The 20,804-nt window shown below is 69.6% G+C and carries 18 protein-coding genes; 2 read left to right on the forward strand and 16 right to left on the reverse strand.

From position 1 onward, the window contains the following. Window positions 1–14 precede the first annotated feature (14 nt). The 11 genes from DSD19_RS11120 to DSD19_RS11170 all read right to left on the reverse strand — a co-directional run bounded on the left by DSD19_RS11120 (window position 15) and on the right by DSD19_RS11170 (window position 13,465). Window positions 15–482: a RidA family protein gene (locus DSD19_RS11120; RefSeq protein WP_075786355.1), complete on the reverse strand. Its 468-nt coding sequence runs from the start codon at window positions 480–482 to the stop codon at window positions 15–17. After that, entirely contained in the window at window positions 479–1,654 is a 1,176-nt protein-coding gene (locus tag DSD19_RS11125; RefSeq protein ID WP_113669627.1) for an amidase, read from the reverse strand. The genes DSD19_RS11120 and DSD19_RS11125 overlap by 4 nt, the downstream gene beginning before the upstream one ends. 4 nt (window positions 1,655–1,658) lie before the next feature. Beyond that, a complete protein-coding gene (locus DSD19_RS11130) occupies window positions 1,659–2,639 on the reverse strand; it encodes an ABC transporter ATP-binding protein (protein ID WP_113669628.1) in 981 nt (326 codons plus the stop codon). After that, complete coding sequence (locus tag DSD19_RS11135) at window positions 2,636–3,676, reverse strand: ABC transporter ATP-binding protein (protein WP_113669629.1); 1,041 nt, start codon at window positions 3,674–3,676, stop codon at window positions 2,636–2,638. The genes DSD19_RS11130 and DSD19_RS11135 overlap by 4 nt, the downstream gene beginning before the upstream one ends. Next, window positions 3,663–4,547, reverse strand: a complete 885-nt coding sequence (locus DSD19_RS11140; RefSeq protein WP_113669630.1) for an ABC transporter permease — start codon at window positions 4,545–4,547, stop codon at window positions 3,663–3,665. The genes DSD19_RS11135 and DSD19_RS11140 overlap by 14 nt, the downstream gene beginning before the upstream one ends. A gap of 4 nt (window positions 4,548–4,551) precedes the next feature. Continuing rightward, the gene (locus DSD19_RS11145) at window positions 4,552–5,505 is read right to left on the reverse strand and encodes an ABC transporter permease (RefSeq protein WP_113669631.1); all 954 of its coding nucleotides are present in this window, start codon (window positions 5,503–5,505) and stop codon (window positions 4,552–4,554) included. Between the two features lie 70 nt (window positions 5,506–5,575). Then, the gene (locus DSD19_RS11150) at window positions 5,576–7,177 is read right to left on the reverse strand and encodes an ABC transporter substrate-binding protein (protein WP_341800893.1); all 1,602 of its coding nucleotides are present in this window, start codon (window positions 7,175–7,177) and stop codon (window positions 5,576–5,578) included. Between the two features lie 268 nt (window positions 7,178–7,445). Continuing rightward, a complete protein-coding gene (gene mprF, locus DSD19_RS11155; RefSeq protein ID WP_165828111.1) occupies window positions 7,446–10,094 on the reverse strand; it encodes a bifunctional lysylphosphatidylglycerol flippase/synthetase MprF in 2,649 nt (882 codons plus the stop codon). 291 nt (window positions 10,095–10,385) lie between these two features. Continuing rightward, the gene (locus DSD19_RS11160) at window positions 10,386–11,216 is read right to left on the reverse strand and encodes a MaoC family dehydratase N-terminal domain-containing protein (protein ID WP_075786348.1); all 831 of its coding nucleotides are present in this window, start codon (window positions 11,214–11,216) and stop codon (window positions 10,386–10,388) included. Further along, the gene (locus DSD19_RS11165) at window positions 11,217–12,311 is read right to left on the reverse strand and encodes a CaiB/BaiF CoA-transferase family protein (protein WP_113669633.1); all 1,095 of its coding nucleotides are present in this window, start codon (window positions 12,309–12,311) and stop codon (window positions 11,217–11,219) included. It abuts the gene before it with no gap. Further along, on the reverse strand, window positions 12,311–13,465 hold the full coding sequence (locus DSD19_RS11170; RefSeq protein WP_113669634.1) for an acyl-CoA dehydrogenase family protein: 1,155 nt from the start codon (window positions 13,463–13,465) through the stop codon (window positions 12,311–12,313). The genes DSD19_RS11165 and DSD19_RS11170 overlap by 1 nt, the downstream gene beginning before the upstream one ends. 125 nt (window positions 13,466–13,590) lie before the next feature. Here DSD19_RS11170 and DSD19_RS11175 point away from each other — a divergent pair, with 125 nt between their 5' ends. Further along, the gene (locus DSD19_RS11175) at window positions 13,591–14,565 is read left to right on the forward strand and encodes a LysR family transcriptional regulator (RefSeq protein ID WP_165828112.1); all 975 of its coding nucleotides are present in this window, start codon (window positions 13,591–13,593) and stop codon (window positions 14,563–14,565) included. Here DSD19_RS11175 and DSD19_RS11180 read toward each other — a convergent pair. Further along, complete coding sequence (locus DSD19_RS11180) at window positions 14,507–15,184, reverse strand: class I SAM-dependent methyltransferase (RefSeq protein ID WP_113669636.1); 678 nt, start codon at window positions 15,182–15,184, stop codon at window positions 14,507–14,509. The genes DSD19_RS11175 and DSD19_RS11180 overlap by 59 nt on opposite strands. A 146-nt stretch (window positions 15,185–15,330) precedes the next feature. Here DSD19_RS11180 and DSD19_RS11185 point away from each other — a divergent pair, with 146 nt between their 5' ends. Further along, window positions 15,331–17,367 (forward strand): FAD-dependent oxidoreductase, encoded by a 2,037-nt coding sequence (locus tag DSD19_RS11185; protein WP_113669637.1) that lies wholly within the window; start codon window positions 15,331–15,333, stop codon window positions 17,365–17,367. Window positions 17,368–17,445: 78 nt separating this feature from the next. Here DSD19_RS11185 and DSD19_RS11190 read toward each other — a convergent pair whose 3' ends face one another. From DSD19_RS11190 to DSD19_RS11205, 4 genes are read right to left on the reverse strand one after another with little or no spacing between them, the layout of a single operon-like run. Further along, the gene (locus DSD19_RS11190; protein WP_113669638.1) at window positions 17,446–18,141 is read right to left on the reverse strand and encodes an ABC transporter ATP-binding protein; all 696 of its coding nucleotides are present in this window, start codon (window positions 18,139–18,141) and stop codon (window positions 17,446–17,448) included. After that, complete coding sequence (locus DSD19_RS11195; RefSeq protein WP_113669639.1) at window positions 18,134–18,859, reverse strand: ABC transporter ATP-binding protein; 726 nt, start codon at window positions 18,857–18,859, stop codon at window positions 18,134–18,136. The genes DSD19_RS11190 and DSD19_RS11195 overlap by 8 nt, the downstream gene beginning before the upstream one ends. Beyond that, window positions 18,856–19,797, reverse strand: coding sequence for a branched-chain amino acid ABC transporter permease (locus DSD19_RS11200; RefSeq protein ID WP_113669640.1), 942 nt, complete (start codon window positions 19,795–19,797; stop codon window positions 18,856–18,858). The genes DSD19_RS11195 and DSD19_RS11200 overlap by 4 nt, the downstream gene beginning before the upstream one ends. Beyond that, window positions 19,794–20,729, reverse strand: a complete 936-nt coding sequence (locus DSD19_RS11205) for a branched-chain amino acid ABC transporter permease (RefSeq protein ID WP_075786339.1) — start codon at window positions 20,727–20,729, stop codon at window positions 19,794–19,796. The genes DSD19_RS11200 and DSD19_RS11205 overlap by 4 nt, the downstream gene beginning before the upstream one ends. Window positions 20,730–20,804 lie beyond the last annotated feature (75 nt).

The following is a 20,804-nucleotide window of genomic DNA, read 5'->3' on the forward strand; positions in this document are numbered from 1 at the left end:
GCCGCGAACCGGTCTCAGGCGATCTCGACCACCGCGTCGATCTCGACCAGCGCATTGGCGGGCAGCGACGCCACGCAGACCGCCGTCCGGGCATGCTGTCCGGCCGTCCCCCAGAGGTCGATGAAAAGCTGCGAGGCGCCGTTGACGACCATCGGCCCGGCCTCGAAACCCGGCCGCGCCGCGACGAAGCCCCCAACCCGCACGATCTCGCGCACCCGGCCAAGCGAGCCGACCACGGCGCGGATCGAGAACAGAAGGTTCAGCGCGCAGATCCGCGCCGCGGCCTGCGCCTCGGCCAGGTCCAGAGAGTCATCGGCCGGGCCGAAATAGCGCGGAACGCCCTCCCATTCGCAGATCTGCCCCGACAGGAACAGCAGGTTGCCGCTGAGCTTGCCCGGCAGGAACATCGCCCGCGACGGCGCGCTGTCGGGCAGGCTGTGGCCCAGCTCTCGCAGCCGTGCTTCGACCGGACAGGCGGTCATGGATGCGCCTCGGGCGCCAGCCGCCGGGCCAGCGCGACCAGCGACAGGTCCGACCCGCGCGGCCCGATCAGCGACACCCCGCAGGGCGCGCCCTCGACCATGCCCGCAGGCAGCACCACCTGCGGCAACCCGGCCAGCCCCGCGACGCACAGAAGCCGCATCGCAGCATGGCGGAAGCCGTCCAAGACCTCGTCCGGCGCGTCAAGCGCGAAGGGGGCCGCATGGACCGCGGGCGCCAGCAGGACGGCATCGACCAGCAGTTCCTCGAGATGGGCGGCAAAGGCATGACGGGTGGCGCGGGCCTTGTCGATCTCGGCCTCCTCCAGCGCCGCGGCCGCTGCCACGCGCCCGTCGATGCCGCGCGCCAGCGGCATGCCCGAGCGGCGGATGAAGGGCAGAACCGTCTCTTGGGCCTCGCCGCCATTGGTCACCCGGTAGGCGGCATAGGCCGCGTCCGCGCCCTCGGGATAGACCTCGACCTCGCGCGAGGGCATGGTGCCGAAGGCCGCCTCCAGCACCGCGCGCGGCGCCTCGTCAAGCTGGGCCACCATGTCGGCGGGCCAGAGCAGATCGGGCATCTCGGGCAGCGGCACCGGGTCGGGGTCCATCAGCGCCCCGGCCGCGGCCAGAAGCGTCGCGCCGTCCCGCGCGAACAGCCCGGCGGTGTCGTAGCTGGGTGCCAGCGCCATCGCGCCCGCCAGCGGCACCCGGTCATGGGTCGGCCGAAGCCCCCAGGTGCCGCAAAAGCTTGCCGGGGCCCGGACCGATCCGCCGGTATCGGTGCCAAGCGCGATATCGGCCAGCCCCGCCGCTACTGCGACGGCCGAGCCCGACGAGGACCCGCCCGGAATCCGGTCGGGGGCCTTCGGGTTCACCGGGGTGCCGAAATGCGGGTTCATGCCGTAAAGCGCCCAGGCCAGCTCGTCGGTATGGGTCTTGCCGACGAAGCGCGCCCCCGCCTCCAGCAGCCGCTGCACGGCCGGGGCGGTGGTCTCGGCCTCGGGGCTTGCGGCCAGTTTCAGCGGACAGCCGCAGCCGGTGCGATAGCCCCGGACATCGAACAGATCCTTGACCGCCAGCGTCAGCCCGGACAGCGGCCCATGGGGGGCATTGTCCACCGGCACGGCGGGATAGGGCATGAAGGCATGATAGGCATCTTCTTCGATAAGCATCCGGTCACTCGGCAGGAACGGCCTCGTCGGCGCGCAGACAGGCCACGCGGCGCCGCGGCGCAGGGGTCACGACAGGCGGCAGCCCGGCCCGGCAATCGGGTCCGGCCAGCGCACAGCGCGGCGCGAAGGAACAGGAGGCAGGCCGGGTTTCCAACGCGGGCGGCGCGCCCGGGATCGCGGCCAGCCGCTCTCCCCGTGCCACATCGTGCAGGTTTGCCGCCAGAAGACCGCGCGTATAGGGGTGACGCGGGTCCTTGATGATCTCGCGGGTGGTGCCCTCCTCGACGATCTGGCCGGCATACATCACCGCGATCCGTTCCGAGATTTCCACCGCCACACCGATATCGTGGGTGACGAAGATCACCCCCATTCCGAATTCCTTCTGAAGCTCGCGCAACAAAAGCAGAATCTGGATCTGGACGGTGGCGTCAAGGGCCGTTGTCGGCTCGTCGGCCAGCAAAAGCCGCGGACGGCAGGCCAGAGCCAGCGCGATCATCACCCGCTGGCGCATGCCGCCCGACAATTCATGCGGGTAGTTCTGCAGCCGCCGCTCGGGCGACGGGATCTTGACCCGCTTCAACATGTCCAGAGCGACCTCCATCGCCTCGGACCGGCTCGCGCCCTTGTGGCGCATCACCGTCTCGGCGATCTGGGCGCCGACGGTATAGACCGGGTCCAGCGCCAGCGCCGGTTCCTGAAACACCATCGACACGTCGCCGCCGCGATAGCGTTGCAGCGTCCGGCCGGAAAGCCGCAGGATGTCGGTGCCCCCGACGCGAATGTCGCCCTCGATCTCTGTCCGTTTCGGCGGCAGAAGCCGCAACAGCGCCTTCAGCGTCACGCTTTTCCCCGAGCCGCTTTCGCCCAGCAGCGCCAGCGTCTCGCCCGGACCCAGCGACAGCGACAGGTCGTTGATGGCATGGACCGTGCGCGCGCCCTTGAAGCGCACCGTCAGATGGTCGATTTCAAGCAGCTTGTCGGTCATGCGATCTTCCCCGCCTTGGGATGGCCGGACGCAGGGTCATGCAGGTGGCAGGCGGCCAGGTGGCCATCCGCGCCGATCTTGCGAAGCTTGGGCACCTTGCGCCCGCACAGCGTCGCCGCGAAGGGACAGCGGGTGTGAAACCTGCAGCCCTCGGGCGGGTCGATGGGGTTTGGCGGATCGCCGGTCAGGGGCGGCTCCTCGGTCCGGTTGTCCGGGTCCATCGAGGGCATCGCCGAGAACAGCGAGCGGGTGTAGGGATGGGCCTGCCGCGCCCAGATGGCATCGACCGGGGCGACCTCGACCACCTCGCCCAGATACATCACCAGCACCCGGTCCGAGATATAGCGCACCACGTTCAGGTCGTGACTGATGAAGATATAGGTCAGCCCGAATTCGGCGCGCAGGTCCGACAGCAGGTTCAGCACCTGCGCCTCGACCGACTTGTCCAGCGCCGAGACCGCCTCGTCCAGCACCACCAGCCGGGGCGACATCGCCAGCGCCCGGGCGATGTTCACCCGCTGCCGCTGGCCGCCCGACAGCTCGTGCGGATAGCGCTGGGCAAAGCGCGCAGGATCAAGACCCACCCGCGCCAGCAGCCCGTGCGCGCGTCCCATCGGATCGGACAGCCCCTGCACCCGGGCGCCGAAGGCCACCGACTCCTCGATGGTCAGCCGCGGGTTCAGCGAGGCATAGCTGTCCTGGAACACCATCTGGATGCCGCGGCGCAGCTCGCGCAGGCTGAGCGTGTCGCCCAGCGCGTCGCCGTCGAAGATGATGTCGCCCTCGTCGCGGTCGATCAGCCCGACCGCCAGCCGCGCCGTGGTGGACTTGCCGCAGCCGGATTCGCCGACGATGCCAAGCGTCTCGCCCTTGCGGACCTCGAAGGACACGCCGTCGACCGCCTGCACCATCGCGCGGGTGCGGCCGAGGATGCCGCCCCGGATCGGAAAGTACTTCTTCAGGCCCCGCACCGTCAGCAGGGGTTGGGCTGGGCCGCCGCGATCGGGCAGCAGGTCGTAAAGCTCAGTCGCGGACATTCATGGCACTCCTCACGCCGTCGCTCAGCAGGTTGAGGCACAGCGAGGTGACGAAGATCATCACCCCCGGCAGCGCCGAGAGCCACGGATTGACATAGATCGCCGAGCGCAGCGTGTTCAGCATCAGGCCCCATTCCGGTTCGGGCGGGCGGACGCCGATCCCGAGGAAGGACAGCCCCGCCGCGAGGATCATGCAGACGCTGGTCAGCGAGGTGGCATAGACGAAGATCGGCGACAGCACATTGCCGATCACATGGACCCGGATCACCGTCAGCGCGCTGGCCCCGGTGGCACGGGCCGCGTCGATGTAATCGAGGCTGCGAACGCCCGAGGTCACCGCCTCGGCGACGCGGGTGATCGGCGGCACGAAGACGATGGTCAGCGAGACCAGCGAATTGACGATCCCCGCCCCCAGCGCGCCCGAAATGGCAATGGCCAGCAGCACCGAGGGGAAGGCGAAGAAGACATCGACCACCCGCATGATGAGGGTGTTGAGCCGGCCGCCGACATAGCCCGCGACGACGCCGAGGATCGACCCGATGAAGAAGGCGAAGACCACCGGCATCAGCCCGATGAAAAGCGTCAGCCGCCCGCCATGGATCAGCCTTGCCAGCATGTCCCGGCCCTGCTCGTCGGTGCCGAGGATGTGCCCCGGCGTGCCGATGGGCTTGAGCCGCGCGATCATCGAGCCCTTGTAGGGATCGGCCAGCCCCAGCCAGGGCGCGAAGATCGCGGCCAGGATGAGGGCCGCCACCACCGCGAGGCAGAGCATCGAGACCGGGTCGCGCGCCAGCCGCCCGGCGACGCCCGCCCAATAGCCCTTGCGCGCCTCGGGGGCCTGAACCGGATCGAGGGTTTCGGTCAGCGTCATCGGCTCAGCTCCTCTTGATCCGCGGGTCGATGGCGGCCTGGGCCACGTCGACGATGAGGTTCATGGCAACGAAGAACAGCGCCAGCACCAGGATCGTGCCCTGCAAAAGCGGCAGATCGCGCTGGAAGATGGCATTCGACAGCAAGAAGCCCGAGCCCGGCCAGTTGAACACGGTCTCGATCAGGATCGAGCCGCCCAGCAGATAGCCCAGCTGCAGCCCCATCACCGACAGCGCGGTCGCGGCGGCATTGCGGCCGACATGGATCAGCACGTCGAACCGGGTCATCCCCTTGGCGTACAGCGCCTGCACGAAATCCATGCTCAGGATGTCGCCCGACAATGCCCGGACGGTGCGGGAGACGATGCCGATGGGCACCACGGCCAGCGTCACCGCGGGCAGGACCAGATGGCGCATATGCTCCCAGTTCCAGGACCAGTCGCGCGAGCCGCCCGGCCCCGCCCCCATCGAGGGCAGCCAGCCCAGATTGACCGAAAAGATGATCACGAGGACGATGCCGAGCCAGTAATTCGGCACCGAAACGCCCGCGATCGACACCGCCGTGACCGCCTTGTCGAGCGCGCTGTCGCGGAAATAGCCCGCGAGGAAGCCGAGGAAGATGCCGATCGGGAAGGCGATGACGGCCGCACTGACCGCGAGCAGCAACGAATTCTGCACCGCGCCGAAGACCTCGCCCGAGACCGGGCGTCCGGTCGCGATCGACCGGCCCATGTCGCCCTGCGCGAGATTGCCGACCCAGATCGCGTATTGCACCGGCAGGGGCTTGTCCAACCCGTAGGCCGCCCGCATCGCCGCCTGTTCCTCGGCCGTGGCATCGACCGGCATGATCGCGGTCAGCGGGTCGCCGGGCGCGATCTGCACCAAGAGGAAGCAGATCACCGAAACGCCGAACGCCACCGGCAGCACGAGGATCAGCCGCCTGAGAAGATAGCTGAACATGAAAGGTTTCTCCTTCGGGAAAAGCCCCGCCGCGCGCCTGCGGCGGGGCTCCCGGACCCGGACGGGTCGTTTATTCCATCGTGATCGACGAGAAGTTCTGGTACCAGTTCTGCGCCTGCACGAAGCCCTTGACCCTCGGGCTCATCGCGCGCGGCGCCACGTCATGGGTCACCATCAGGAACAGCGCGTCATCGACGAATTTCTCATGCGTCCGGCGCATCACCTCGTCCTGTTCGGCCGGATCGAAGGTGTTGCGGATCTTCGTGAACAGCTCTTCCATCCCGGGGTCGCAATAATGCCCCCAGTTGGTGCCGTTCGGCGCGATCAGGTCGCAGGACAGGTGCCGGATCAGCCCCGTGAACGGGTCCTGGATGAAGTAGGTGAAGTTGATCGACTGGCTGCCCTCGACCGCCGGATCGGCGGCACCCGCGCGCCACAGATTGATCATCTGGTTCCACTCGACCACCATGAATTCCACATCGATGCCGACCTCGGCAAGGCTTTGCTGGATGTATTCGTTCATCGGCAGCGGCAGCATCTGGCCCGAGCCCGAGGGCGAGATCAGCGCCTTGACCTTCAGCGGCTTGTCGGGGCCATAGCCCGCCTCGGCCAGCAGGCGCCTGGCCTCTTCGGGGTCATAGCGCACATCGAAGCTGGGCTTGCCGAACCATTGCGAGCCGGGCGGCAGGAAGCCCTTGGCGGGCACCATCAGACCACCCAGAAGCGCGCCCATCCCCTCGCGGTCGATGGCGAGGTTCGCGGCCTTGCGGACGCGGATGTCGTTCCAGGGCGACCCTTCCAGCCGCGACAGGTGCCAGGTCCAGTTATGCGGATAGGCGTTCGACGAGATCACGAAGCCGTTCGCGGTCATCGCCGGGATGGTGTCGGGCGCGGGCGCCTCGATCCAGTCGACCTGCCCCGACAAAAGCGCGGCCGAGCGGGCATTGGGCTCGGGCAGCGGGATCAGCACCATCTTGTCGAGCTTCGGCACCCGGGTGTCGTCCCAGTATTCGGCGAAGGGCACCATCTCGGCGCGCTCGCGCGGCACGAATTCCTCAAGCTTCCAGGGGCCGGTGCCCGAGGGCTCCAACGCGACCTGTTCCCAGTCCTTGCCATGGGCCTCCCAGTTGGCCTTCGACGACATCAGGATCCAGGCCAGCTGATAGGGCAGCGTGGCGTCGGGGGTCTTGGTGGTGATTTCCAGCGTCAGCGGGTCGATCGCACGGTAGCTCGCCACCGCCGGGATCCGCGACTTGCCCTGCGCCGCCTGGCGCGGGTCGTATTGTTCCGACGTGTCGTCCAGCAGCTTGTCGAGGTTCCAGACCACGTCTTCGGCAGTGAAGTCCGACCCGTCATGGAACGTGACGCCCTCGCGGATCTTGAAGATCCACTTGGTCTTGTCCTCGGCATCGACCGCCCATTCGGTGGCCAGCCCCGGGATCAGGGTCGAGGGCTTGTCGGCCGAGGTCAGGTCCCACTCGATGAGCGAGTCGTAGACCGTGTAGCCCATGAAGCGCATGCCCTCGCCGCCCTGGTCGGTCTGGCCGGTGGTCAGCGGAATGTCGGCTGCGGTCATGCCGATGCGCAGCGTGCCCTGCGCCAGTGCCGTCTGCGCCGAAAGCAGCCCCGCCGTCAGCATCAGCGCGGAAAAACTTTTCTTTATTTCAAGCAACTTGGGCCTCCTTGTTACCTTCCAAGGGCGATCCCTCCGCCCCGTCCCGGCGCCACTGTGCCCGAGAGGGTCCGGAACGGCAGGCGCAAGCGGGCGCGACCCGCCGGGAACCAGCATCGAAAACCGGCAATTGCCTAAAATTCAGTCGGTCTGGTGCCATGTGCTGAAATGGAATGCCACCCGGGCGGCGTCCGGAACCGTCCCGAATCGAACCTTCCCCAAGGGGAAGGTCCTCCGGGCCGCGGCAAGATGTCCTTCCGGACGCGCCTCAGGCCTCGTGCCGGCGGTCGCTGCCGCGCCGCTCGGCGCTCCGCCGGTCGCTGCGCCCGCCGATCAGCCGCGCGGCATCGGCCAGCGTCAACAGGGGCGGCAGCGCCGAGGGGGCGGCCAGATAACGCGGCCGCCAGTCGGGGTCGAACTTGGCCTTGAAGGCGCGCAGCCCCTCGAAATTGTAAAAGCTCCGCCCGTGCCGGTAGATCAGCGCGCCGAACCGGTCCCACAGCCTGCGGCTGCGTTCCGGGCTCAGCCCCGACAGCGGCGCCATGCCCAGCGAGAAAGCGGCATAGCCCTCGTCCTTCAGCCGCAGCATCAGCGCGGTGAAGAGAAACTCCATGGTGCAGGGCGGCGCCGTCTCGACCTGGCGCATCAGGTCGATGCTGGCCTGGGTCCGGCTGTCGGTGACCAGCACATTGGCAAAGGCCACGACCCGGCCCGCGTGGCGTACCGTCGCCACCGGCCAGCGGTTCAGCCAGGCCGGATCGAACCGCCCGACCGAGAAGCCCTTTTCATGGGCGCGCTTGGCCGCAAGCCAGGCCTCCGACACGGTGCCCAGCTCGGCCAGAAGCGGAGCCGTATGGGGCGGCTCGGTCCAGTCGAGCGACAGCCCGTCGCGCAGCGCCCGCGCATGGGTCGTCCGCAGCTTCTTGCGCGCCGGGCCCTCCAGCGAAAAGCGCGTCAGATCGACAACCGCTTCTTCGCCCATCTTGTGCAGCGACAGCCCCAGATCCAGCATGATCGGCACATCGGCCGCGCGCACCTCGTAGAAGGCCGGGCGCGCGCCCTCGCGCCGGGCGGCATCGACGAAGGCGAAGGCCACGTCCTCGGCGGCATCGGCGGGGCCGACCGGGCCGCCATAGGCGATCCAGGACCGGCCCGAGGCTGCGAACATCACGAAGGCGCGGCCATCGTCCGAGACGAGGATCGACTTGTCGCCGGTCAGCGCAAAGCCCGCATCGGGGTTGTCGCCGCCCCCCGCGATCCGCGCCGCGGCCGCCAGATCCTCGGCATCGGGCGGGTCGGGCACCACGCGGGGCGCGCGCAACAGCATCAGAAGCGCCCCGAGCCCCAGCACGAGACTGCCCAGCAGAACCGCCCTCAGCGCGCGCGGCGCGCGTTCGTTGACCGCGAACTGCCACCAGAGCTCATGCGCATAAGGGGTCTGCTTGTGGGCGAAGAACAGCACGAAGCCGAAGCCCGCGATCAGCGCCACGATCAGCGCGACCCAGGCGGGCGTCAGCGTCGCATGGCTCAGCATGGTGTGGCGGTGGAAGGCATGGCGGAACGGAAGCAACAGCAGCGCGCCCGCCGCAAGAAACACCGCCCGGTCCAGATCGACGCCCTGGATCAGCGCCACCGCCGCGCCGGTCTCCATCACCACCAGCGCCAGCCAGAAAGCCGCCAGCGCCCGGCGCATCACCCCGAAGGACAGCAGCACCAGCGCCGCCCCGATCACGCTCGAGGCCAGGGCCGAGCCCTCGATGAAGGGCAGCGGGAACAGCGCCTCGGCGGCGCGGGCGGCCTCGGTCGTGGGCGGCAGGATCGACGAGACGCTCATCCAGAGCCCGGCGCCCAGGATCATCGAGCCCAGCACCAGCGGCGCGATCCCCTCGACCGCGCGAAAGCCCGGATCGGCGGCCGCGACCGCCCGCCCCCACTGGCCGCGCGGCAGATGCGCGCCCGCCGAGCGGAACAGCTCGTAGCTGGCCAGCGCCAGCAGGGCCACGCTGAACGGCACCAGGAAGTAGATCAGCCGGTAAAGAAGCAACGAGGCCGCCACTGCCTCGATCGAGGTCGAGGCCGGCATCGCGGCGATCATCACCGCCTCGAAGACGCCGACGCCGCCCGGCACATGGCTCAGCACCCCGGCCATGGTCGCGGCGGCAAAGAGCGCGAGGAAGGTGGCAAAGCCCAGATCGTTCGCCGGCATCAGCAGATAAAGCGTCGCGGCGGCGAAGCCGATATCGCCCAGGCAAAAGACGATCTGCGCCGCCAGATCCCCCGGCGCCGGGGCGCGCAGGGAAAAGCGGCCGAGCTTCACGCAGCCTTGCCGGAGCGAGGCCCACAAAAGCGGCAGCGCGATCAGCGCCACACCGGCCAGCGCCAGCATGCGGACCGTGCCCGGCGCAAGCGGCAGCACCGCAGCCAGCGCGCCCGGATGGACCGCCAGCGCACCCAGCCCGACCACCGTCGCCGCCACCCCGAACGACACCGCCGCGAAGGTCGAGACCGCGGCCACGTCGTAGCCGTCGAGCCCCAGCGCCGAATAGACCCGCCAGCGCACCGCCCCGCCCGACACCGCCGACAGCCCGATGGTGTTGCCGAAGGCATAGGCCATGAACCCGCCCGCCAGCACCACGGGTAACTTCAGCGGCTTGCCGATGAAGCGCAGCGCCGACCAGTCATAACCCACCAGCGAGATATAGCTGGCCGCCGTCGCCGCCAGCGCCAGACCCACTGTCGACCAGGGCGTGGCGCGGACCTGCGCCACCACATCGGCGAAATCGACCGCCGCCAGCAGCTTGTAAAGCGCCACCAGCCCCAGGACGAACAGGCCTGCGGCCAGGAGATAGGGAAAGCCCGCACGCAGGCGGGCCCAGGTGCCGGCAGAGCCGGCCTCGGGCTTGGGGTCCTCGGTCAAGGCTTCACCTTGCTCCCGTTCCGGTTGTATTCCGTTCTAGCATTTTCCGGGGCGCGGCGACACCGCCAATCCTCGGCGGGCGGACTCGCAGCGTCCCGGCGGGCGCCGCTTTCGCTTTGCCGGGCGCCTTTGGCCACCCGGCGCGACCGCGACAGCGGTGCCGTTCCTGCCAGCTACCGCGCCCGGTGGCCGATGGCCAGCCTTCTGCGACCGGAGGGACTTGAAAGATCCCGCCGCGCGGGCCTGTTGTCGCGCAGGCCATGCCGGAACCATCCGGGCCCAAGGCCCGCGCTACCAGCTCGCGGTGGCCTCCATCGCGACCGGGCCGCCTGCCTGCGCCGTCCAGAGCCGCAGGCTGTCGCCCTCGCAACTGGCATGCATCTCCATTTCGGCGGTGTCGAACACGGTGGAGACGCTGCGAAAGGCAAAGCGCGACGGGCAACTGCCCTTGAGATCGGCCGCGAATTGCAGAAGCAGCGTCGCCTGCATCGGACCATGGACCACGAGTCCGGGATAGCCCTCGACCTCGCGCGCATAGGGGGCGTCATAATGGATGCGGTGGCCGTTGAAGGTCAGGGCCGAATAGCGAAACAGCATCACCGGCCCGGGCATCAGCCGCCGGATCGAGCTGCCTTCGGCCGCCGGGTCCGCCTTCGGCCGCCGGAACGGGGCGGCGGCGCGATAGACCAGATCCTGCCGTTCGGTCAGCGCCAGCCGCCCGCGGGCGCGGATCTTGTGGTCAACCGTCACGAACAGCAGCGGCCCCGAACGGCCGTGTTTCAGCGTGACATCGACGATGGTGGACCGCCGGGTCACGCTGTCCCCGATGCGCAGCGGCGTGTGAAAGCGGAATGCGCCTCCCGCCCACATCCGCCGGGGCAGCGGCACCGGCGGCAGGAACCCGCCCCGCGCCGGATGGCCGTCGGGGCCAAGCCCGGCGCCCGGCACCGTCGGCTGCGCGAGGCAGAAATGGATCAGCAGCGGCGCCTCGTTGCCGGGCTGCAGCGGCCAGGTGCGGTCGAAGGTGGCGGCGAAGCGGCGGACCAGTTCGGGGGTCAGCCGCTCGGTCGCGGTCTCTTCCCGGCCGATCCAGCCGCGCAGATGCTCGATATCGAGATCCATTCAGGTCTCCCGGGGTTTCAGGGCGGGCACCGGGCCATAGCGGCGCGTCTCGCCCTCGACCCGGGCGGCGGGCGCGGGCATCGCGACCGGGCCGTTCGGGCTGTCGACCTCGATCCGGCGCAGGTGCGGATGGTTGGAAAGCCCGGCCATGTCATTGACCGAGGCAAAGGCGATATCGGCGGCCATCAGGGCCGCGACGGCCTCCGCACCGCTGCGCCGGGCAAAGGCCTCGGCGACGATCCGGTCGGTCTCGGCGCGGTTGCGGACCCGCGCCACATTGGTCGCAAAGCGCGGATCGGTGCCCAGCCCGGGCGCGTCAAGGAAGTGCTCGGCCAGCTGGCGCCATTCGCGGTCGCTCTGGATCGAGATCAGGATCGGGCGGCCATCGCCGGGATGAAAGACGCCGTAGGGCGCGATCGAGGGATGGGCCAGCCCGACCCGCCCCGGCGTGCGTCCGGCCTCGTGGTTCAGCAGCGGCACGGTCAGCCATTCGGCCATCACGTCGAACATCGACACCGAAATCCGCGCCCCCTGCCCGGTCGCGCCGCGGCGGATCAGCGCCTCGAGGATCGCGGCATGGGCCGTGGCCCCGGTCGCGATATCGACGATCGAGACCCCCACCCGCGCCGGTTCCTCCGGTCCTCCGGTGATCGAGGACAGCCCCGATTCCGCCTGGATCAGCAGGTCATAGGCCTTGCGCCCGGCCAGCGGCCCCTCGCTGCCGTAGCCTGAAATGGCGCAAGAGATCAGCCGCGGATAGTCGCGCGCCAGCACCGCGTCGGAAAAGCCAAGCCGCGCCAGCGCGCCGGGCTTGAGGTTCTGCACCAGCACATCGGCCCCGGCCAGCAGGCCCGCCAGCGCCGCGCGCCCCGGCTCGCTGGCCAGATCCAGCGTCCGGGTCTCCTTGCCGCGGTTGAGCCAGACGAAATAGCTGGACTGTCCGGCCGCGGCATCGTCATAGCCGCGCGCGAAATCTCCGCCGGGCCGCTCGATCTTGACGACATGGGCGCCCGCATCGGCCAGCCGCGCGGTGGCGAAGGGGGCGGCCACCGCCTGCTCGACCGCCACCACCTCGATCCCTTCGAGCGGGCGCATCAGAACGACCTCGGCAGGCCCAGCACGTGTTCGGCCACATAGCTGAGGATGAGATTGGTCGAGATCGGCGCCACCTGATACAGCCGGGTTTCGCGGAACTTGCGTTCGACATCGTATTCGCAGGCAAAGCCGAAGCCGCCATGGAACTGCAGGCAGGCATTGGCCGCCTCCCACGACGCCTTCGCGGCGAGATACTTTGCCATGTTGGCCTGGGCACCGCAGGGCTGACCGGCATCGTAAAGCCGGCAGGCCTCGAACCGCATCAGGCTGGCGGCCTCGACCTCGATGAAGGCCTCGGCAATCGGGAACTGCACGCCCTGGTTCTGGCCGATGGGGCGGCCGAAGACCTGGCGTTCGCGGACATAGTCGCTGACCTTGTCGGTGAACCAGTAGCCGTCGCCGATGCATTCGGCCGCGATCAGCGTGCGTTCGGCATTGAGCCCGGTCAGGATGTACTTGAACCCCTGCCCCTCCTCGCCGATCAGGTTCTCGGCCGGGATCTCGAGATTGTCGAAGAACAGCTCGTTGGTCTCGTGATTGACCATGTTGGGGATCGGCCGCACCGTCATGCCCGCCCCCATCGCCTCGCGGATATCGACGAGGAAGATCGACAGGCCCTCGGATTTCTTCGCGACCTCGGCCAGCGGCGTCGTGCGGGCCAGCAGGATCATCAGGTCGGAATGCTGGACCCGGCTGATCCAGACCTTCTGGCCATTGATGACATAGCGGTCGCCCTTCTTCACCGCCGTGGTCTTGATCCGGGTGGTGTCGGTGCCGGTGGTGGGCTCGGTCACGCCCATCGACTGCAGCCGCAAATCGCCCGCCGCGATCTTCGGCAGGTAGCGGCGGCGCTGCTCTTCCGAGCCGTGCCGGACCAGCGTCGTCATGTTGTACATCTGGCCGTGACAGGCGCCGGAATTGCCGCCCGAGCGGTTGATCTCTTCCATGATGACCGAGGCCTCGGTCAGCCCCAGCCCCGAGCCGCCATATTCTTCCGGGATCAGCGCCGCCATCCATCCGGCTTCGGTCAGGGCCTGCACGAAGGCCTCGGGATAGCCGCGCTCGGCGTCGATCCGGCGGTGATAGTCGGGCGGGAAGGTCGCGCACAGCGCGCGAATGGCGTCGCGGATGTCCTGGTGGGGGTCGGTCTGCATGGAGTGTCCTGCCTGGGGCATTTCGGTCAGAAGAGCCAGCGCCGCCCCATCATGCAAATATATTCTTTGCCTGACTGCCATATGTTTTCTATATGGGCTGCGGATTGGACCCATCGGGCACGGGCATGGATCTGCGGCAGCTGCGCTATTTCATCGAAATCGTCGAACGCGGGTCGATCACCCGGGCCGCGGGTACGCTGAACGTGGCCCAGCCCGCGCTGTCGCTGCATGTGCGCAACCTTGAGGACCGGCTTGGCACCCGGCTTCTGCTGCGCCGTCCGACCGGGGTGGTGCCGACCGAGGCGGGCGAGCTTCTGGCGCGGCGGGCGCGGTCGATCCTCGACGAGGTGGCCCGGACCGAGGCCGAGATCCGCGGGCTCGAGACCGACCCCTCGGGGCGGGTCGCGATCGGGCTGACCGGGACCATCGGCGGGCTTCTGGCGGTGCCGCTGATCGAGGCGCTGCGCGAGCGCTATCCGCGGATCACGCTGCAGATCGCCGAGGCGATGAGCGGGTTTGTCGCCGGATGGCTGTCCGAAGGCCGGGTCGATCTGGCGGTGCTCTACGAGGCCCCGGCCGATCCGGGGCTGGCCTGCGATCCGCTGCTGGAAGAGGAACTGGTCGTGCTCTGGCCGCCCGACTGGCCCGCCCCGCCGGAAATCGCGCTGGCCGCGCTTGAGGACGTTCCGCTGGTGCTGCCGAGCCGGGCGCATGGGTTGCGCCGGATGATCGACGCCCGGCTCGCGACCGACGGGATTGCGCCAGAGCTGGCCGTCGAGATCGATTCCTATGCCAATATCAAGAACCTGGTCGCGGCGGGCTTCGGCGCCTCGGTGCTGCCCTGGCACGCGGTCGCGCCCGAGGCCGAGGCCCGCGCGCTGAGCGTCAGCCGGATCGCGACGCCGGGGCTCTGGCGCGGGGCCTGGCTGATCCGCCCGGCCGCGCGCCCGGTGACCCGCGCCCAGGAGGCCGTGGCCGAGACCCTGCGCGCGGTGGTGGGGGACCTTCTGGCGGGCGGGGTCTGGGCGGCGGCGCGCGCCCCTAGCCTGCCGCCGGACCGCGCCGGAACAGCCGCGCCGACATCGGCTGGGTCAGGGTGAAGGCTGCGCCCTCGCGGCCCGCGCGCGCCAGAAACGCCGCGCGCAGCGCCTCGGTCAGATCCTCGCTCAGCCCACCGCGCTCGGGCGCGAAGGACGAGATCCGGCCGACGAAGGCGTCGAAATCGTCATAGACCTCGCGCCGCACATAGTCGAAGGCGCGGGTTTCGGTCAGAAGCCCGGAGGCCACCGCGGCATCAAGCGCGGCCTGCGCCGCGGTGCGGATCTCGGTCTCGTCATCGACGGTCGCGATCACCTGGCTCAGATCGCCCTCGACGCGCGGCTCGATCACCACCAGCGGCGCCTCGGGCGCGATCACCCGCGCCGCCTCGGCCAGCGCGTCGCCCATGCCCCCGACCGGAATGTGATGCAGCGCATTGACGATCACCGCGATGTCGAAGGCACCCGAGGGATAGGGCATCGCCTCGGCCTGGGCCACGTCGATGCCGGGCGCGCCGCCCGCCTGCGGGAAGGGTTCCAGCCCGCGCCACTCGGCCCCGGCCGCGCGGAAGGGTCCGGCCAGCCCGCCCCGGCCGCAGCCGATATCAAGCACGCACCGCCCGTCAAGCGGCGCCAGGATCTCGAGAAGAACGTCAAGCGTGGTGCGGATCGGGTCGGTCATGCGGGGGCGGCCTTTCGCAAACGGGACATGCCCGATCCCTAGGCGACTTCGCCCCGCCCCGCAATTCGGCCGAGCGGCGCAGCCCGGTCCGGCTTGCCAGGACGTTGCGGCGCGGGGAACATTCGGCCCGACCGACGGAGAGCCCGATGACCAACGACCCCCTGCTTTCGCCCTTCCAGCTGCGCCACCTGACGCTGAAGAACCGGATCTTCCTGTCCGCGCACGAACCCGCCTATGCCGAGGACGGCCTGCCCAAGGACCGCTACCGCGCCTATCACGTCGAACGCGCCCGGGCCGGGGTCGCGCTGACCATGACGGCGGGGTCGGCCTCGGTCTCGCGCGACAGCCCGCCCGCCTTCAACAACATCCTCGCCTGGAAGGACGAGGTGGTGGGCTGGATGAAACGGCTGACCGACGACTGCCACGCGCACGGCACGGCGGTGATGATCCAGCTGACCCATCTGGGCCGCCGCACCCGCTGGGATCGCGGCGACTGGCTGCCGGTGGTCTCGGCCGGGCCCGCCCGCGAGGTCGCGCACCGGGCCTTTCCCAAGACCGCCGAAGATTGGGACATCGCCCGCATCGTGGCCGACTATGCCGATGCCGCCGAGCGGATGCAGGCGGCCGGGCTCGACGGGATCGAGCTTGAGGCCTATGGCCATCTGCTCGACCAGTTCTGGTCGCCCCTGACCAATGCGCTTGAACCGCCCTGGGGCGGCGATCTCGACGACCGGATGCGCCTGTCGATGGAGGTGCTGCGGGCGATCCGCGACCGGGTCGGCCCCGATTTCATCGTCGGCATCCGCCATGTCGCCGACGAGGCGCTGCCCGGCGGGATCGGCGCGGCCGAGGGGCTTGAGATTGCCCGGCGGCTGAAGGCAAGCGGGCTGGTCGATTTCCTGAACGTGATCCGCGGCCATATCGACACCGATGCCGGGCTGACCGACGTGATCCCGGTGCAGGGGATGAAAAGCGCGCCGCATCTCGATTTCGCGGGCGGCATCCGGGCCGCGACCGGGCTGCCCACCCTGCATGCCGCGCGCATCCCCGATCTGGCGACCGCGCGGCACGCCATCGCCGAGGGCAAGCTCGACATGGTCGGCATGACCCGTGCCCATCTGGCCGACCCGCATCTGATCGCCAAGCTGGTGGCGGGCGCCGAGGACCGCATCCGCCCCTGCGTCGGCGCCAATTACTGTCTCGACCGGATCTATCAGGGCGGGTCCGCCTATTGCCTGCACAACCCCGCGACCGGGCGCGAGCTGACCATGCCGCATCTGGTGCCGAAGGCCGCCGCGCCTTTGAAGGTCGTCGTGGTCGGCGCCGGGCCCGGCGGGCTCGAAGCCGCGCGGGTCGCGGTCGAACGCGGCCACGAGGTCGTCCTGCACGAGGCCGCGAACGATCCCGGCGGTCAGGTCCGGCTGCTGGCGCGCCACCCGCGCCGGGCCGAGATGATGGCGGTGATCGACTGGCGCATGGCCGAATGCACCCGGCTTGGCGTCGGCTTCCGGTTCAATTCCTGGGCCGAGCCCGAAACGGTGCAGGCCGAGGCGCCCGATGTGGCGATCGTCGCCACCGGCGGCCTGCCGCCCGAACCGGGTCTGGCCGAGGGCGACGGGCTTGCGGTGTCAGCCTGGGACATCCTGTCGGGCGCCGTGCGGCCGGGCACGAACGTGCTCTTGTGGGACGATGCGGGCGATCACGCCGGGCTGCAGACCGCCGAGACGCTGGCCGCGTTTGGCGCGCGGGTCGAGATCGTCTGCCGCGACCGGGGGCTGGTGCCCGAGGTGATGGCGATGTCGCTGACCCCGGCGATCCGGGCCTTGCAGCGGGCCGATGTGGTCTGGACCCCGACCTGGCGGCTCGACGCGATCCGGCGGACAGGGAATGCGCTGACCGCGCGGCTTGGCAGCGATTACGGCCCCGAGACACGCGAACGGCAGGTCGATCAGGTGGTGGTCAATACGGGCACGCATCCGCTTGACGATCTCTATTTCGGGCTGCGGCCGGGCGCGTCGAACCTGGGAGAGGTCGATTACCCCGCGCTGATCGAAGGGCGGCCGCAGGCGCTCAACCGCAATCCCGAGGGGCGCTATCGGCTGTTCCGCATCGGCGACGCGGTGGCCGCGCGCAATGTGCATGCCGCGATCTACGACGCGCTGCGGCTGGTGAAGGACCTGTAGACCGGGCGCCGCCGGAAGTTCACGCGTCACATGAGGAGTGCGCCGTAAGCGTATGTTTTGAAATGTTATGCGCGATTCTCAAACCCCGAGATGGCGCCGCAGGAGATCGGGGTCGGTCCGCAGCCGCGCGGCGTCGGCCTCGGCCCGGACGGCGCCGGTCTCGAGGATCACCGCCCGGTCGGCCGTGGCCAGAACGGCGTCGAGCCGCTGTTCGACCAGCAGGATCGCGACGCCTTCGTCGCGCAGCCTGAGCACGGTGTCGCGGATCAGCGCGATCATCGAGGGCTGAAGCCCCTCGGTCGGCTCGTCCAGCAACAGGACCCGTGGGGCGAGGCACAGCGCCCGCGCGGTGGCCAGCATCTGCTGTTCGCCCCCCGACAGGGTTCCGGCCCGCTGGCCCATCCGGTCGGCAAGCCGCGGGAACATCGCCAGCACCCGGTCGCGCACCTCGGGCGGGCTTTTGCGGCAGCGCATCCCGATCTCGAGGTTCTGCGCGACCGTCAGATCCGCGAACAGACGTCGCCCCTGCGGGATATAGCCGATGCCCCGGCGCGGCACCTCATGGGCCGGCAGCCGGCCGATATCCTCGCCGTCCAGAAGCACCTGGCCACCCGACAGCGGCAGAAGCCCCATGATCGCCTTCATCGCCGTGGTCTTGCCTGCGCCGTTCCGGCCCAGAAGGCAGGTGATCTCGCCCGGCCGGACGGTCAGGCTGAGCCCGCGCAGCACCCGGACCGGCCCGTAGCCCGCCGCGATGTTCCTGACCTCAAGCATCGGCCGAGCGTCCCAGATAGGCGGCCTGCACCCGCGCATCGGCCCGGATCGCGGCGGGTGCGCCCTCGGCCAGCACGACCCCCGCATCGAGCACGGTGATGCGGTCGGCCAGGTCCATCACGACGCCCATGTTATGCTCGATCAGCAGGATCGCGGTCTCGCCCGCAAGGGCGCGGACCAGCGCCTTGAAGGTCTCGATCTCGGGCTCGGACAAGCCTTGCGTCGGTTCGTCGAGGATGAGAACGCGCGGCGCTTGCGCGAGCCCCATCGCCAGTTCCAGCAGGCGCTGATGGCCATAGCTCAGATCGCCCGCCGCGCTGTCGTCGCGCCCGGTCAGGCCGACCCGGCCCAGCGTCCGGGCGACCTCGGCGGCAACGGCGGCGCGGTCGCGGCCGAACCGGCGGCGGGCGGCCAGCGCCACGTTCTCGGCGACCGGAAGCCGGGCGAAGACCGAGGTGATCTGGAAGGTATAGGCCAGCCCAAGCCGCACCCGGGCATGGGCGGGCAGCCGGGTGATGTCCTGGCCGTCGAAGACGATACGTCCCGACGAGGGCGCGACACGGCCGATCAGCATCGACACGAAGGTGGTCTTGCCTGCGCCATTCGGCCCGATCAGCGCCCGGACCTCGCCGGGGCCGAGGTCCAGATCGACCTCATGGACGGCGCGCAGCCCGCCGAAGCTGCGCGAGAGCGCCCGGGTCGACAGAAGCGCGCTCATGGCAGGCCCCGCCACCAGCGGCGCCGGATCTCGCCCGCCAGCCCCTGCGGGGCGAACAGCGTCAACAGAACCAGCACCACGCCCGCGATCAGCATATAGGCGGGCGTCAGCCCCGAGGCGAGGTCGATCAGGTAGAACATGAAGAGCGTGCCGAGAAACGGCCCGATCACCGTGCCCGCGCCGCCCAGCAGGACCCAGAGCAACGGAAAGATCGAATAGTGCGTTTCGGCGAAGCTGGCCCCGGCATAGCCGAAGAAAAGCCCGTAGGCCGCGCCCGCCGCCCCCGAGACCGTGCCCGACAGCACGACCGCGCCCAGCTTGTGGCGGAAGGTGTCATAGCCCAGAAGCTCGGCCCGGTCCTCGTTCTCGCGGATCGCGACCAGCACCCGGCCCATCGGCTGGCGGACCAGCCAGAGCGTACCGAAAAGGACGGCCGAGAACAGCGCAAGGGCTGCCAGATAGCGGGTCTGCGGGTCGGAAAGGTCGAGCCCCAGCAGAACCCGGTCGGCCTGCGGGATCACCACGCCCTCGTCGCCCCGGGTCCAGCGCCCCGCGAGAAGGATCGTCAGCCAGGCGGCCTGCGCGAACATCAGCGTCACGATCATGAAGGCGACGCCCCTGGTGCGCAGCGCCAGGAGCCCCACGCCCAGCGACAGGACCGCCGCGGCACCGATGCCGGTCAGAAGCGCAAGCCCCGCGCCAAGGCCCAGATGCGTCATCGGCATCGCAAGCCCGTACATGCCCGCGGCAAAGAACATCGCGTGGCCGAGGCTGAGCAGCCCGGTATAGCCGAAGAGGATGTTGTAGCCCATCGCATAGGTCGCCAGCACCATTACCCGGGCGACGGTGCCATGGCTGTAGGCGGGCAGCAGGAAGTTCAGTGCAAAAAGGACCGCGACCAGCCCCAGATGCAGCCCGATGATGCGCCCGCCCCTCATCGCGCGGCCTTGCCCCTCAGGCCCTCGGGCCGGAACACCAGCACCAGCGCCACCAGCAGCGTGGCGAGGATCTTGGCCAGCGTCGGCGAGAAGAAGACCGAGACGATGCCGTCGGACAGCCCGATCAGCAGCGCCGCGATCACCGTGCCGCCAAGGCTGCCGAGCCCGCCGATGATGACCACGATGAAGGACAGCAGAAGCGCGTCGCCCCCCATCAGGTAATGCGCCTGCTGGATCGGCACGATCAGCACGCCCGCAAGGGCGGCCAGTGCCGCCCCCAGCCCGAAGACCCCGGCATAGACCCGTTCGACCGGAATGCCGAAGGCCTGCGCGGTCTCGCGGTCCAACTGGGTCGCGCGCATCACCAGCCCGATCCCGGTCCGGGTCATCAGCGCCCAGAGCCCGGCCAGCACCGCCGCCGCGGCCCCCATCACGAAAAGCTTGTAGGAGGTGATCGACAGCCCCCAGGGCCAGATCAGCGCAGGTCCCTCCGGGCCGAACGCGACCCAGGGCAGCGCGAGGCGGTCGTTGAAGGGCGGCGCCACCGGGCGCGCCTCGGGGCCATAGGTCATCAGCGCGGCCTGCTGCAGGATGTACAGCAGCCCGATGGTGGCGACGATGGTCCGTTCGGGGTCGTAGCCCACGCGCTTGAGCACCGTCAGGTCGGCCGCGACCGCCAGCGCCCCGGCGATGACCGGCGCCAGCAGGAGTGCCGCGACAAAGCCGACGGCCCCGCCCCCCAGAGCCGAGGACACCGCCGAGGACACCGCCCAGGCCAGCACCGCGCCCAGCATGAAGAACTGGCCATGGGCGACATTGACGACGCGCATAACCCCGAAGACGAGGCTGAGCCCCGAGGCCATCAGCGCCAGCACCGCGGCGGTGACCGCGCCCTCCAGCACGGCAAGCATCAGATGTGGGCCGAATTCCATGCGCGCTCCGGAACGGGAGGGGGCCGGGTGAAGACCCCGGACCCTTGAGGACTGGAAAAGCGCGCGCCGGCGCCC

The organism is Rhodovulum sp. BSW8, assembly GCF_003314725.1.
Lineage (GTDB): Bacteria > Pseudomonadota > Alphaproteobacteria > Rhodobacterales > Rhodobacteraceae > Rhodovulum > Rhodovulum visakhapatnamense.

What these genes read in the sequence shown, in the direction of transcription:
- DSD19_RS11120 (WP_075786355.1), bottom strand. Translation starts at nt 482, where the DNA reads ATGACCGCCTGTCCGGTCGAAGCACGGCTGCGAGAGCTGGGCCACAGC.
- DSD19_RS11125 (WP_113669627.1), bottom strand. Translation starts at nt 1,654, where the DNA reads ATGCTTATCGAAGAAGATGCCTATCATGCCTTCATGCCCTATCCCGCC.
- DSD19_RS11130 (WP_113669628.1), bottom strand. Translation starts at nt 2,639, where the DNA reads ATGACCGACAAGCTGCTTGAAATCGACCATCTGACGGTGCGCTTCAAG.
- DSD19_RS11135 (WP_113669629.1), bottom strand. Translation starts at nt 3,676, where the DNA reads ATGTCCGCGACTGAGCTTTACGACCTGCTGCCCGATCGCGGCGGCCCA.
- DSD19_RS11140 (WP_113669630.1), bottom strand. Translation starts at nt 4,547, where the DNA reads ATGACGCTGACCGAAACCCTCGATCCGGTTCAGGCCCCCGAGGCGCGC.
- DSD19_RS11145 (WP_113669631.1), bottom strand. Translation starts at nt 5,505, where the DNA reads ATGTTCAGCTATCTTCTCAGGCGGCTGATCCTCGTGCTGCCGGTGGCG.
- DSD19_RS11160 (WP_075786348.1), bottom strand. Translation starts at nt 11,216, where the DNA reads ATGGATCTCGATATCGAGCATCTGCGCGGCTGGATCGGCCGGGAAGAG.
- DSD19_RS11165 (WP_113669633.1), bottom strand. Translation starts at nt 12,311, where the DNA reads ATGCGCCCGCTCGAAGGGATCGAGGTGGTGGCGGTCGAGCAGGCGGTG.
- DSD19_RS11170 (WP_113669634.1), bottom strand. Translation starts at nt 13,465, where the DNA reads ATGCAGACCGACCCCCACCAGGACATCCGCGACGCCATTCGCGCGCTG.
- DSD19_RS11175 (WP_165828112.1), top strand. Translation starts at nt 13,591, where the DNA reads ATGGATCTGCGGCAGCTGCGCTATTTCATCGAAATCGTCGAACGCGGG.
- DSD19_RS11180 (WP_113669636.1), bottom strand. Translation starts at nt 15,184, where the DNA reads ATGACCGACCCGATCCGCACCACGCTTGACGTTCTTCTCGAGATCCTG.
- DSD19_RS11185 (WP_113669637.1), top strand. Translation starts at nt 15,331, where the DNA reads ATGACCAACGACCCCCTGCTTTCGCCCTTCCAGCTGCGCCACCTGACG.
- DSD19_RS11190 (WP_113669638.1), bottom strand. Translation starts at nt 18,141, where the DNA reads ATGCTTGAGGTCAGGAACATCGCGGCGGGCTACGGGCCGGTCCGGGTG.
- DSD19_RS11195 (WP_113669639.1), bottom strand. Translation starts at nt 18,859, where the DNA reads ATGAGCGCGCTTCTGTCGACCCGGGCGCTCTCGCGCAGCTTCGGCGGG.
- DSD19_RS11200 (WP_113669640.1), bottom strand. Translation starts at nt 19,797, where the DNA reads ATGAGGGGCGGGCGCATCATCGGGCTGCATCTGGGGCTGGTCGCGGTC.
- DSD19_RS11205 (WP_075786339.1), bottom strand. Translation starts at nt 20,729, where the DNA reads ATGGAATTCGGCCCACATCTGATGCTTGCCGTGCTGGAGGGCGCGGTC.